The following is a 12,645-nucleotide window of genomic DNA, read 5'->3' as shown; positions in this document are numbered from 1 at the left end:
CTTATCCCTCCCCGATGGCAGATAGAAGCTGCCCGGCAAGCCCCTCGGCGATTTCCTGTTTCGTTTCGTACCGCGCAAGAACAGCGCGCCCCTTCAAAAGCAGGCCCTCATGACGGCCGTTTTGAATTTTAGCCGCGTCGTTTGCCAGTATCAGGTCGCAGCCATTATTCTCCCCAAGCGTGGCCGCGGCTTCAATAAGAGCTGCTTCCGGGACGTTATTTAAGAGCTTGAAACCGATCAAAAATGCATCGGGATGATGGTTTTTAAAAAGGCCTATGAGCTTTGGCGTCCGTTTCAAGGCGAGAACAAGATCGGAATCGGAACGGACTTTTTGCGTGGCGTCCAGCTTTCTTTGTGGGTTTTCAAAGGTGCTTTCAAGCACAGCGCGGAGCGCTGTTGCAGACGATGCGCCCGGAGCGGCGGCGATCGTCTCCTCGATATTTACCAGCAGTTCCGAAATAAGCGCATCACGCGTCGTGACGTAATCCGTTGTAAAGTCCGAAACGGCCATGCCATGCACGACGGCGGCTATCGGAAAGTCGGCTAAAATCTTTTCAAGGACGGTCGCTGCACTCGCGGCATCGCTGACCTCATAAAACGTGACCGGGAGATGATAATTTCTGTCAGGCCGCACAGCTGTTTTGGAAACGACGTAATGTATACGGAAAGCGAGGCCTTTTTTGGTGGAAGCTTCTCTTTCGGCAGAAAGACGTGTCGCCAACGCATCGTAAACACAGGCGCAAAGGCTGCCGGTGCTCATGTTGGTGATCCGGCGGACGGTATCAATTGGCTCTGTGGTGCCCCCAGCTGTTATAAGAATGTGCTTTAAAACTGCCATATCTTATACCGTCGCCCCGTGGTGTTCTTCGTACCGGACGTGGACGACATGGTTTGCGTCGTCCAGAATCAGCACATTCGGCTTGAAGGTTTTTGCTTCAGATTCATCCATCATGGCGTAGGCGATGATAATGACCTTGTCGCCGGGCTGAACGAGCCGCGCCGCTGCGCCGTTAACGCAGACAACGCCGCTGTCTGCCTCACCCTCGATCGTATATGTCTCGAACCGCTCGCCATTATTTAAGTTGACGATCTGCACCTTTTCGCCCGGCAAAATACCCGCCTGCTGGAGGAGCGACTTGTCAATCGTCACACTGCCAACGTAGTGGATATCCGCCTGCGTCACGGTTGCACGGTGCAGCTTTGCTTTTAGCATAAATAGTAACATCGCATTTACCTCTCAGTCGGCCGTGAGGAGCCTGTTGTCAATGAGCCGCGTTTTTCCGAAACGGACGGCAACGGCGGCCAGCGCGGTTTTTCCGGGGGCAATTTCTCTGATATCCGTCAGCGTCTCGCTGTCACGAATCTCGACGTAGTCGATGTTGGCCAGCGGCTGCGCTTTAATACAATTTTTAATGATGGATACGAGCTTATCCGTTTGATACGCGTCCGGCTGTCCCGAGCGGAGATAATCCGCCGCTTTTTGAAGACCCGCGTTCAGGCATACGGCCTCGCGCCGTTCGTCGGGGCTTAAGTAGATATTGCGGGAGCTCATCGCCAAGCCGTCTTCCTCTCTCACAATCGGGCAGATGAGAACGGAAACCGGCATATGGAGGTCACGAACCATTTTTTTAATAAGGAGCGCCTGCTGTGCGTCCTTCTGGCCGAAATAGGCGGTATCGGGCCTGACGATGTTCAAGAGAATGGTTACAACGGTTGCAACACCTTTAAAATGCCCAGGCCGTGACGCACCGCAAAGTGTTTCAGACAGCGCACCGGAGACGTCGACCGTCGTCCCTGCGCCGGGGGGATAAATTTCATCGACGTCCGGGCTGAAGACAGCGTCTGCCCCGGCAGAAAAAGCGAGGCGGCAGTCGCGGTCAAGGTCTCGCGGGTACTGCGTAAAGTCCTCGTTCGGGCCAAATTGCGTGGGGTTAACAAAAACGCTTACAATAACGAGGCCGCAGGAGGCCTTCGCCGCCCGGATGAGGGACAGGTGCCCCTCGTGCAGAGAGCCCATCGTCGGCACAAAGCCGAGCGTTTTGCCGCCCCGGCCGGATACATTTAAAAAATTATTTAATTCTGATGCTGTTTTTAATAGCATAATAACGCCGCCTTAATAGAGCTTTTCCAAAATTTCTTCCCGCATTGTAAAGGTGTGCTGCTGCTCAGGGAAACGGCTTGTTTTCACGTCGCCAATATACGACCCGACGGCTTCGGTGATCGTGCTTTTCAGGTCGGCGTACCGCTTGGCAAACTTCGGGGTGAATTCTGAGTACAACCCTAAAACGTCGTTGACGACGAGCACCTGCCCGTCACAGGAGCGGCCGGCGCCGATGCCGATTGTCGGAATGCTGATTTTTTCGGTAATCAGCTTTGCCAGTGCCTCCGGCACAGCCTCCAAAACGACGGCGAAAGCGCCCGCCGCCTCCAGAGCGAGCGCATCGTCCAAAAGCGCCCGCGCCGTCTGTTCCTCCCGGCCCTGAACTTTAAAGCCGCCGAACATATGAATAGACTGCGGCGTTAAGCCGATGTGGCCCATCACAGGGATCTGCGCCCGGACAATGGCTTTAACGGTCTCCGCCATGATGGTACCGCCCTCCAGCTTGACAGCGGAGACGTTGCCCTCCTGAATAAAGCGCCCGGCGTTGCGCACGGCCTCTTCCGAATTGATGTGATAAGTTAAAAAGGGCATATCGCCGACGACGAGCGCATTTTGAACGCCGCGCGACACGCATTTGCAGTGGTAGAGCATCTCCTCCAGCGTGACGCCGAGCGTTGATTCCCGGCCCTGAATGACCATACCGAGCGAGTCGCCGACGAGGATGGCGTCGATGCCGCACCCATCCATTATCTGTGCCATCGAATAATCGTACGCGGTGAGCATCGTTATTTTTTCACCTTGGCGTTTGGCTTCAAGAAAGGATTGCGTCGTAAATTTTTTGCTCATGCGGTTACTCCTCCAAAATGAATTGCAGTGCAGCAGCCTGCTTCGGCGTCAGTCGCGCCGCCGCCATGCGGGCGGTTTTGAGAGCCGCGGCTTTGTAAAACGCCGCTTCTTGCGGCAGTGTTGATTCAATTGCCGATAGATGCGCCCGTATTGTCGTCACGTCCCCGCGGGCGACAGGGCCTGTCAAAGCATTGGCAGGTCCTTTTTTTCGGACGTTGTCAAGCGTTGCGTCAACAAGGGGGAAAAGGGCCTGACAAATGGCCTCGCGGTCCATACCGGCCGCTTCAAAAAGCCGGGTACCGCTGTCTATAAGCGTGACGAGATGGTTTGAGACAACGCACGCCGCAGCATGGTATAAGGGCTTTTTCTCCGGCGCGATGCGCTGGAATTGCGCGCCCGTTTTCTCAAGAATTTTCGTTGCCACGGCGACGGCCAGCTCCGAGCCCTCCACGGAAAAGACGGTGCCGTCAAGCCGCGCGGCGCTCGTTTCCGGGTCACCAAAGCTCAAAAGCGGATGCACACTGCCGACAGCGCCGCCGGATGACACGATGTTTTTCAGGCATGAGGACGCATGCGCCCCGCTCGTGTGCAGCCATATTTTCTCCCGGCCGATTTCCCCGCGTTCAATCGAGGCGGCGACCGACGCGTCGATGGCACAGAGGGCATCGTCCGGAACGGTCAAAAAAATGACGTCACTGGCTTCGGCTAGCTCGGTTAGATTTTTAAACATGTCCGAACAGGTGATTGCCCCGGCAGCCTGGCTTGAGGCGCGGCGGCGGCTTGCATAGCCGGATAGCGCTATGCCGTGGCGGCGGAAATAGAGCCCGAGCGCCGTGCCCGCCTTTCCGGCGCCGAAAAATCCGATTTTCAAGAAGTCACCTCGCCAATAGTGTCCGCCGCCGCCGTTGCCTTATACAGGCAAACAGACGGATAAAACAAAAATGCCCTTTTCGCCTGCCCGGCCCGCTCCCATGGAAACAGGCCGTCAAAAAGACGAAAAAGACATGGTGATACATACTGGCACGCCGCTGTCTCTGTCACAATGGATCAAAGCAGATGAAAATGATGATTCAACTAAAGCAGGGTAGGCGTGCGGCTCTTTACGATGCCGCCGCTATAAGGACATTATAATGTAGTCCGGATGAAAATTCAATAAAGACTTCATTTCGCTGCCAAAATTTATGGAAGTGTTAATCCAAAATCAAAAATTTTGAGAAAATTACAGTTATTTAGCACTATTCCATTGTTTTCCTTGAGGCGATATTTTATAATACGAACAGCTGCAATCAATCGGTCTAACGATTTCCGAAAGGCGGGGATGCCATGAATTCGTATCTCAGCAGGGAAGAACTCGACGCGATGGGTTTTAAGAGTCTCGGGCAGAATGTCTGCCTCAGCCGGAAGGCGAGTGTTTACGCACCGGAACGTATCCAAATCGGCGCGAACGTCCGAATTGACGACTTTGTCTTTCTGTCGGGCGATATTACGCTTGGCAGCCATGTTCACATTGCGCCGTTCTGCTCGCTCGTCGGCGGCAGCGCCGGGGCGGGCATTGTGATGGAAGATTTCTCTGGCTTGTCCGGCCATGTGATGATTTACGCCGTGTCGGACGATTACTCCGGTGACTTTATGACAAATCCGACCGTCCCCGATTGTTATACGAACGTCAAGACGGGCGAGGTCGCCTTGAGGCGCTATGTGATTGTCGGTGCCGGTTCGGTGATCCTGCCCGGTGTCGAGATCGGAGAGGGTGCGGCGGTTGCCGCGATGAGCCTGGTGACGCGGCAGCTGCCGGCGTGGAAGATCTGCGCCGGAATCCCCGCACGGCCGCTTAAGGATAGGAGCCGAAACCTCCTCGAGCTTGAAAAACAGTATTGGATGGATACATTGCCTTCTGAAAGAGGGTGTGCTGTATGAGCGGTCAATTGTCGGCAGAGCGTGTGACGGAGAGCATCCGCGCTTTTTTATTTGACCGCTATTTGTTCGGATATGAGGAGAACGAATTGGATAACGACGCGTCCTTCATGGATAACGGCGTTCTCGATTCGATGGGAATCCTGGAGCTTGTCACCTTTGTCGAAAACACCTTCGGCATAACGGTGACCGATGCGGATATCCTTCCGGAGAATATGGATTCCGTCAATCGCTTGGAGCGATTTATCCGGACGAAATTAAATGACGTGGTCTACAGGGGGTGACGGGATGCGCTTTTGCAACCGCTGTACGCTCAGCGACCGCGTCTTTAGTGTCAAAATAGACGACGCCGGGCGCTGTAATTACTGCACTGAAGAGTCAAAGCCGCCGCTGACCCGAGATGAGCGACAGACCTCGGCGGACGATGCGCTCAAAGATGTTATCAAGCAAACCGGGGACAGGCCGTATCAGGTGCTGCTTGCCTATAGCGGCGGGAAGGACAGTACATATACGCTTTTAAAGCTCCGGCAGACATTCGGCGCCTCCGTTTTAGCCGTGACGTTTGATAACGGCTTTCTGACGGCGCAATGCCGGGAAAACATTCACACCGTTACAGCACACCTTCATGTTGACAGCATAACGATAAAACCCTCTTTTCCTGAGCTGGCGCAGATTTTTAAGCTGGCGGCGTCACAGGAAATTTTTCCGAAGAAAGCGCTGGAACGGGCGAGCTCGATCTGCACGGCCTGCATCGGCCTCGTAAAAGCGGCTGTCTGGCGTGAGGCAATTCTCCGGCAGATCCCGTTTGTCTGCTTCGGTTGGACACCGGGTCAGGCGCCTGTTAAATCACCCGTTTTAACTCTGGACGTCCGCATGCTCTTGGCTAATCAAAAGCAGATTGAAGAGCCGATTGTAAAAAACCTTGGAGACACCTACAAAAAGTATTTTCTAGACGCCGCATGGGCGCTGTCGCACGGGGCGGACATCCCGGCACAACTTTATCCGCTTGTGTTTGAGCAGTATGACGAAGACAGGATATATAAGGCGATTGAGCGTATCGGCTGGCGACGACCTTCCGAAACGGATATGAACAGCACGAACTGCCTGCTGAATTCTTACGCCAATGCCGTTCACTATAGGCAGTACGGGTTTCACCCATACTGTTTTGAAATCGCCGGGCTCGTCCGTCGTGGGTTTTTGACAAGGGAAGAAGGCCTTAAAAAGCTTTCTTCGGAAGGCGATGAGGCTGTTATTCAGGCTGTGAAGCAGCAGCTTGATACAGACGCGAGCGTATGAGAGAGGGTTTCAGATGGCACACATCTACGCCTTTTTAAGTGACAGTGCCCGCCGCCACCCAGATAAAACGTTTGTGACAGACCGGGGGCGTGACTGGACATTTGGGGAGATATCCCGCCGCTCGGCGGCCATTGCGGGCGGCCTCATGGCTTCCGGTGTACAAGCGGGGAGTCGGGTCCTGCTCTACTTTGACAACTGCGCCGAATACATTGCGTCCTATTTTGCGGTGCTGTTATTAAACGCCATTGTTGTGCCGGTCCATAAGAACCTGACAATCGAGACGAGGAGCCATATCATCTGTCAGACACAGCCAAAGATGATCCTGACAAGCCATGCTTTTCAAAGGCGGCTGCACGACGTTGACGGCGATATCGTCCGCGTCGTCGATTTCAGCGCGCCGATGGACGCCGGTCACCAAGGCGTTCCGGACGAGCCTGAAGAGGCTGACGACGCGCCCGCGCTGATCCTCTATACATCCGGCACGACGCGATTACCCAAGGGTGTGACGCTGACGCACCGGAACCTTTCGGCGAATACGGCGTCGATTTTAGCGTATTTGGATCTGACGGCGGACGATGCTCTCCTCGCTGTTGTCAACTTTGCTTATTCCTATGGCAATTCGCTGCTCTTAACGCATGCCAAGGCGGGGGCAAGGCTAGTTCTTGAAAACGCCACAGCGTATCCGGCACAGGTGCTCAAAGCCCTGCTTGAAAGCCGCGTGACCGGCTTTTCAACGGTTGGGTCCTATCTTGCCGTGCTGCTTCGGCAGGGGGCGCTTAGCGCCAATCATCTGCGGTTTCTCCGCTATGTGACGTTTGCAGGGGAAAGCACAAACGCTGACGACTTAAAGCAGCTGGCGTCTCTTGCGCCCGGGCTTCGGATTTTCGTGATGTACGGGCAGACGGAGGCCTCAGCCCGATTGAGCTACTTAGACCCGGCGCTTTTGTTTGATAAACCCGGTTCCATCGGCAAGGCCATCCCGGGTGTCGTGCTGCGCGTCGTCACGGAGGACGGTCACCCGGCACGCCCGGGGGAATGGGGTGAGCTTGTCGCCGCCGGCGAGAATATCATGAAGGGCTATTGGAACGACGAGGAAGCAACGCGCGACGTTCTTGTTGCGGGGTGGCTCCAAACGGGGGACCTCGCTTATACGGATGAGGACGGATTTTTATACATCAAGGGCAGAAAGGACGACATCATTAAACATCTCGGGCACCGTATCAGCCCCGCTGAAATTGAGGCTGCCGTTAACAGCTGCCCGAAAGTGCTCGAATCCGCCGTTGTCGCCGTTCTTGACGGCTCAGCGCTGTGCATAAAGGCATTTGTCGTTCTGAAAGAAGACACCGGCGCCGGGGAAATTGAGGCGCATGTCAGGCGGCTTCTGCCATCATACAAAAGGCCGCATATCTATGAAATCATCGACGCACTGCCGCGGACGGCAAGCGGTAAGATCAAGCGGAGCGATTTGAGAAGCGGTATAATTTGATGACAACGGTCGGGAGATGATGCTATGTGTGGGATCGCGGGCCTTTTGCCCGGCAGGCCGACGGACTTAAAAAAGACGCTCGCCGAAATGATTGACACGATTCGATACCGGGGGCCGGATGAGACCGGCTTTTATTGTGACGGTGATATCGGGCTCGGGCATGCGCGGCTGGCTGTGATGGACCCCTTAAACGGGCATCAGCCGGCGGCCAGCGAGGACGGTACCGTCGTCGTTGTCTTTAACGGCGAGATTTTTAACTTCAGGGTGCTCCGCGATGCGCTGCTCCGAAAAGGGCATGTTCTGCAGGGAGAGGGCGACACGGCCGTACTGCCGCATCTTTATGAGGAATACGGCGAAGACATGTTTGCCCTGCTGGACGGCCAGTTTGCTATTGCGATCTGGGATAAGACACAAAAGAAGCTTTTTTTAGCCCGTGACCGCTTCGGGGAGAAGCCTCTTTTTTATTGCCGGAAGGGCAGCGCCTTCTGCTTTGCATCCGAGGCCAAAGCGCTCTTTCAAAGCGGTGTTGTCAGGGCAAAAGTATCACCAGCGGCGCTCGGGCACATTTTTACCTTCTGGACGACCATCGGCAGCGAATCCGTTTTTGAGGATATTTTTCAGGTCATGCCGGGCTCATACCTCGTTTATAGCCAAAACGACGTGGCAGTAAAGAAGTATTGGCAGCTATCCTTCCCGGCTTCAATGCGCCCGGAAAGCGAAAAGGAGCTCGTCGATGAACTGGAAGTGAAGCTCACTGCCGCCGTTCAAAGCCGGATGATCTCGGATGTCCCCGTCTCGTTTTATTTAAGCGGCGGGCTGGATTCAAGCCTCATTACCGGTATTGCCGCCCGGAGCGCCGAGCGGCTCAACACGTTTTCCGTAGTCTTTGACGACGAGCGCTATGACGAATCCATCTATCAGCGCCTGCTGGCGGAAAGCCTCGGAACACATCACACCGAGATTTTATATTCGCCGAAACAACTGCCGCAAATGCTCGGCGATGTTGTGTATCATACGGAGAGCCCGCTCTTACGGGCGGGGGCTTTTCCGATGCTGGCGCTGTCGGCGCTTGTCCGTCGTCATGGGATCAAGGTTGTCTTATCCGGTGAGGGGGCTGATGAGCTATTCGGCGGATACGACATTTTCAGGGAAGCAAAAATTCGTGCGTTCTGTGCCCGCGTGCCCGGCTCGGCAATGCGGCCGATGCTGTACAGACGTGTTAATCAGTTTGTACCGGCAGTTACCGCGCTGTCACCGGCACGTCTGTCGTATTATTACGGCGGAGACAGCAACGGGCCGTTTGGGTCCCACCTGCCTCGCTGGAAAATGGGATCATATAGCCGACAATTCTTTTCAAAGGATTTTCAGGAGGCCATGGATCTGCCGACAGCGATGGCCGACCTCGCCGCGCTGCTGCCGCCGGATTATCAGAGCTGGTCGCCAGTCAAACGGGCACAGACACTTGAAATGATGACGCTCTTTTCAAATTATCTGCTTTCTTCACAAGGAGATCGAATGACAATGGGTCATGGGGTTGAGTGCCGGTGCCCGTTTTTGGACAATGCACTTTGGGCGTTTGCCGCGTCGCTGCCGGATCATCTGAAAATCAGGGGCTTGAAGGAAAAATACATCGTTGGGAAGCTCGCGCAGAAATACGTGCCGGAATCAATCATCCGGCGCAAGAAGTTTCCGTACAGAGCACCCGTCCATATCCCCGAGCTGTTAAAGGATGAGATTGTCCGCTATTACTTAAGCCCCGACCTGCTGAGCCACTATGGTATTTTCAATGCCCAGGCCGTTGAGAGATTCCTGACCGCGCTCAATTCACAGGCGACCGAGCGGGACACCATGCTTTTTATGGGTGTTTTAACGACGCAGGCGCTTTGCGAGCGCTTTTCCGGCGCGCTATCAATTTGAAGACAGGCACAAAAGCAGCACAAAGACAATATAATGGTTGGGGGCATGTCGAAAATGATGCCGCCGTCTGGCACCCATCTTGAAATTATGACGAAATAACGATAAAATATTAAAAAAACAACGAAAAAAGGAGAAGCGTATGTATTGTGCCAAGTGCGGGGCTACCAATCCCGACGACGCGAGCTTTTGCCAAAAATGCGGCGCCTCCTCCGCGTTTGGAAGCGCGCAAAAACCGCCCGCTTCAAATTCATACATACAAAACGGCGGGCCGCCAAGACCCGGCCTGGCACCGGGACAGGGCTATAATCCGACAGGGCCCGGCGCGCCGGTTCCGCCGTTCTATCCGCCGGCCTATGGGCCCAGAGTGCCAATAATGCCACCGCGCCGTCAACGTAAAGCGTCATTTGTCGCCGGCGGCATTATTTTAGGGCTTTTAATCCTCCTCATCCCGATACTTATTTTACTGAGCAATCGTCAAGTTTTCGGCGGCAACGAAACGGCGGACGGCTTCCGCAACAATTACACAGAAATTTTGGGCGGCGGCCGTGACACCGTAACCGTGATGGTTTACGTCTGCGGTTCCGACCTCGAATCGGATGGCGGCTGTGGGACGATCGATTTAAATGAAATGCTTGAAGCAGACCTTGGCGACAATGTCAATGTCATCGTCGAGACGGGCGGGTGCCGGTCTTGGGATATGCCGGGCATCAAGGACGGTGCGGTGCAGCGCTGGGCGATTGAAAACCATCAGCTTGTGCCGCTGCAGGATCTTGGCAAGACAGGGATGCTCAACGCACAGCAGTTGGCCGATTTCATTTCGTTTGCGAAAGACCGCTATCCCGCCAACCGATATGAGCTTGTTTTTTGGGATCACGGCGGCGGCTCGCTGTATGGGTACGGCTCCGACGAATTATATCCCGACTCGGTCCTCTTTTTATCGGATATGGCCACGGCTCTACAAAACAGCGGTGTCAAGTTCGACATGATCGGCTTTGACGCCTGCTTAATGGGGACAATCGAAACGGCCTATATGCTCGAGCCGTATGCCGACTATCTCGTCGGCTCCGAGGAGACAGAACCGGCAGACGGCTGGGACTACACGCCGTGGCTTAACGCGCTCGGCCAGAATACATCCATCGATACGGTCTCGCTCGGCCAAATTATTGTTGACAGCTTCCTTAAACAGAACGCGGACAGCGGCAAGAACGGCAGCCCGGACTCGACGCTGTCGGTCGTTGCCCTGCGTGAAATACCATATGTCTATGAAACGCTTTGCTCCTATATGTCGAACGCGACGACGGCGCTCTCAAATCAGGAATTTAAAACAATTTCGACCGCCGTTTCGCGTTCAAGGGCGTTTGCCGAGGGCGACTACGACCTCATTGATATCGTTGATTTCACGACGCGGTCGAATCTAGACGGGAAGGACGAACTGGTGACGGCGCTGCAAAGCGCTGTCAAATACAGCAACAGCACGGCACGCACTGGCGTTTACGGTCTGTCAATGTACTTCCCATATAAGGACCTGTCTGTTTATGGCTATGCCAAGAAAATATTTGCGCAATTCGGTTACGGCGGTGAAATCTATCAATTTTACGACAAATTCGTTAATATTTTAGCGGGCGGCCAGAAAAATTCAACGACGCGGTCGTTAAAGGAGAACCTGACAGGACAGACAGACGCTGAAACCGATTATTCCTCGTTTGACTGGTATGATAACACGGCCGTTGAGAACTACACGTATGATAATATTAATTACACCGAGCTGAGCGTCATTGAAGATGCTTCAAAGGGCAATTGGTATCTGCCGCTGACGGATGAGGACTGGGACCTCCTGACAGATGTGCAGATGCAGATTCTGCTTGACGACGGCGGCGGGTATATTGATCTCGGCAGCGACCAGTATTATGAAAAGGATGATCAGGGCAATCTCATTTTAAATTTTGGTGCCGACTACACATGGGTTGCCATCGGCGGCCAGATCGTCTGCTATTACGCCGAGGAGACGATTCAAAGAGACGATATGACGGTCTTTATCGGCTATGTTCCGGCTGTTTTGAACGGTCAAACGGATATCGATATTATTCTGGAATGGGACGGTAAGGATGCAGACGGCTACATCGCCGGGTACCGTCTTGTTGACAGCACCTCGTCCATCGGTGGGGAAGGCACGGTCGGCAAAGGCTATAAACAGTTCAGTAAAGGCGATAAGATTGATTTCATCTGCGATTACTACACCTATAAAGGTAAGTACGACATGAGCTATTACTTCGGCGACACGCTTGTCATCGGCAATGAGCTCCCGGCTGTGACATATGAGGACGTTGGCGACAGCCCCGTTTTGGAGTGCTACATGCTGACGGACATTTATCACAACCAGTCCTGGACTCAAACGGTCAAATTCGACGGCAAAGCAACCTAAGCGGCGCAATGGCCGGAGCGGCCAAATTGCTTTTATAGTCTTTTGCCCCGGCGGTCTTTGTGGTATACTGCTTGCCAGTAAACATACAGGGGATAACGGTTAATGGTCATCTATTTAATCAGACATGGCGAAACGGACTGGAATAGGCAGAACAGGCTGCAGGGCATTGAGGATATCGAGCTCAACGAAACGGGTCTTCTACAGTCGGCAGATTGTGCACGGGCGTTTCACGGCGTCCCGGTCGACTGCATTTTATCAAGCCCTTTAAAACGGGCGAAAAAAACGGCGGACATCATGGCCGAGCACTTAGGCCTTCACGATATCCTCGTCGAGCAGGGCCTCACCGAACGGGATTTCGGCAAACTCTCCGGCCTGACGCTCGAGGCGCGTGAGCGCCTATTGGAAAGCGGGGAAGACCCGATGCTGGAGCCGAAAGAAGATTTGACGGCGCGCCTGATGTCGGTTTTAAACAATTATATCGCGCACAGCGCGTGCCAAAATATTGTGATCGTCTCGCACGGGGCATCCATCAACGCCATTTTATCGCATCTGTCCGGCGGTGAGATCGGCACGGGGAAGACAATTTTGAAAAACACGTGCGTTAACAAACTGAGCTGTCACGGGCAAAACGTCACAATTGATTTTTATAACCTGACGCCTGCA

The 12,645-nt window shown here is 54.1% G+C and carries 11 protein-coding genes and 1 pseudogene; 7 read left to right on the top strand and 5 right to left on the bottom strand.

What is annotated here, in order from left to right; translation table 11 throughout:
* Position 1 precedes the first annotated feature (1 nt).
* From IZU99_09685 to IZU99_09665, 5 genes are read right to left on the bottom strand one after another with little or no spacing between them, the layout of a single operon-like run.
* Positions 2–838 (bottom strand): hypothetical protein, encoded by an 837-nt coding sequence (locus IZU99_09685; protein UOO37504.1) that lies wholly within the window; start codon positions 836–838, stop codon positions 2–4.
* A gap of 3 nt (positions 839–841) precedes the next feature.
* On the bottom strand, positions 842–1,225 hold the full coding sequence (locus IZU99_09680; protein UOO37503.1) for an aspartate 1-decarboxylase: 384 nt from the start codon (positions 1,223–1,225) through the stop codon (positions 842–844).
* A gap of 12 nt (positions 1,226–1,237) precedes the next feature.
* The gene (locus IZU99_09675; protein ID UOO37502.1) at positions 1,238–2,101 is read right to left on the bottom strand and encodes a pantoate--beta-alanine ligase; all 864 of its coding nucleotides are present in this window, start codon (positions 2,099–2,101) and stop codon (positions 1,238–1,240) included.
* Between the two features lie 12 nt (positions 2,102–2,113).
* Positions 2,114–2,947 carry a 3-methyl-2-oxobutanoate hydroxymethyltransferase gene (gene panB, locus IZU99_09670; GenBank protein UOO37501.1) on the bottom strand — a complete coding sequence of 278 codons (834 nt, stop codon included), beginning with the start codon at positions 2,945–2,947 and terminating at the stop codon, positions 2,114–2,116.
* 4 nt (positions 2,948–2,951) lie between these two features.
* Complete coding sequence (locus IZU99_09665) at positions 2,952–3,818, bottom strand: DUF2520 domain-containing protein (GenBank protein ID UOO37500.1); 867 nt, start codon at positions 3,816–3,818, stop codon at positions 2,952–2,954.
* Positions 3,819–4,270: 452 nt separating this feature from the next.
* Here IZU99_09665 and IZU99_09660 point away from each other — a divergent pair, with 452 nt between their 5' ends.
* The 7 genes and pseudogenes from IZU99_09660 to IZU99_09630 all read left to right on the top strand — a co-directional run bounded on the left by IZU99_09660 (position 4,271) and on the right by IZU99_09630 (position 11,982).
* Positions 4,271–4,864 carry an acyltransferase gene (locus IZU99_09660; GenBank protein UOO37499.1) on the top strand — a complete coding sequence of 198 codons (594 nt, stop codon included), beginning with the start codon at positions 4,271–4,273 and terminating at the stop codon, positions 4,862–4,864.
* On the top strand, positions 4,861–5,145 hold the full coding sequence (locus IZU99_09655; GenBank protein ID UOO37498.1) for an acyl carrier protein: 285 nt from the start codon (positions 4,861–4,863) through the stop codon (positions 5,143–5,145). Before IZU99_09660 ends, IZU99_09655 begins: the two co-directional genes overlap by 4 nt.
* Positions 5,123–6,157, top strand: a complete 1,035-nt coding sequence (locus tag IZU99_09650; GenBank protein ID UOO37497.1) for a hypothetical protein — start codon at positions 5,123–5,125, stop codon at positions 6,155–6,157. The genes IZU99_09655 and IZU99_09650 overlap by 23 nt, the downstream gene beginning before the upstream one ends.
* Before the next feature lie 13 nt (positions 6,158–6,170).
* Positions 6,171–7,643 (top strand): acyl--CoA ligase, encoded by a 1,473-nt coding sequence (locus IZU99_09645; protein UOO37496.1) that lies wholly within the window; start codon positions 6,171–6,173, stop codon positions 7,641–7,643.
* A gap of 24 nt (positions 7,644–7,667) precedes the next feature.
* Positions 7,668–9,560: an asparagine synthase (glutamine-hydrolyzing) gene (gene asnB, locus IZU99_09640; GenBank protein ID UOO37495.1), complete on the top strand. Its 1,893-nt coding sequence runs from the start codon at positions 7,668–7,670 to the stop codon at positions 9,558–9,560.
* Between the two features lie 139 nt (positions 9,561–9,699).
* A pseudogene (locus IZU99_09635) lies at positions 9,700–9,765 on the top strand (zinc-ribbon domain-containing protein).
* 168 nt (positions 9,766–9,933) lie between these two features.
* On the top strand, positions 9,934–11,982 hold the full coding sequence (locus IZU99_09630) for a hypothetical protein (GenBank protein ID UOO38822.1): 2,049 nt from the start codon (positions 9,934–9,936) through the stop codon (positions 11,980–11,982).
* Positions 11,983–12,645 lie beyond the last annotated feature (663 nt).

The sequence above is a fragment of the Oscillospiraceae bacterium CM genome, from assembly GCA_022870705.1.
In the GTDB taxonomy this organism is placed as follows: domain Bacteria; phylum Bacillota; class Clostridia; order Oscillospirales; family Oscillospiraceae; genus Sporobacter.
The sequence above is the reverse complement of the archived record's forward strand: the minus strand, read 5'-3'. Positions and strand labels throughout refer to the sequence as shown.

Bases quoted from the DNA above. Each gene is read 5' to 3' on its own strand.
- panB (UOO37501.1), bottom strand. From the start codon at position 2,947: ATGAGCAAAAAATTTACGACGCAATCCTTTCTTGAAGCCAAACGCCAA.
- IZU99_09685 (UOO37504.1), bottom strand. From the start codon at position 838: ATGGCAGTTTTAAAGCACATTCTTATAACAGCTGGGGGCACCACAGAG.
- IZU99_09680 (UOO37503.1), bottom strand. From the start codon at position 1,225: ATGTTACTATTTATGCTAAAAGCAAAGCTGCACCGTGCAACCGTGACG.
- IZU99_09645 (UOO37496.1), top strand. From the start codon at position 6,171: ATGGCACACATCTACGCCTTTTTAAGTGACAGTGCCCGCCGCCACCCA.
- IZU99_09655 (UOO37498.1), top strand. From the start codon at position 4,861: ATGAGCGGTCAATTGTCGGCAGAGCGTGTGACGGAGAGCATCCGCGCT.
- IZU99_09650 (UOO37497.1), top strand. From the start codon at position 5,123: ATGACGTGGTCTACAGGGGGTGACGGGATGCGCTTTTGCAACCGCTGT.
- IZU99_09660 (UOO37499.1), top strand. From the start codon at position 4,271: ATGAATTCGTATCTCAGCAGGGAAGAACTCGACGCGATGGGTTTTAAG.
- asnB (UOO37495.1), top strand. From the start codon at position 7,668: ATGTGTGGGATCGCGGGCCTTTTGCCCGGCAGGCCGACGGACTTAAAA.
- IZU99_09630 (UOO38822.1), top strand. From the start codon at position 9,934: ATGCCACCGCGCCGTCAACGTAAAGCGTCATTTGTCGCCGGCGGCATT.
- IZU99_09675 (UOO37502.1), bottom strand. From the start codon at position 2,101: ATGCTATTAAAAACAGCATCAGAATTAAATAATTTTTTAAATGTATCC.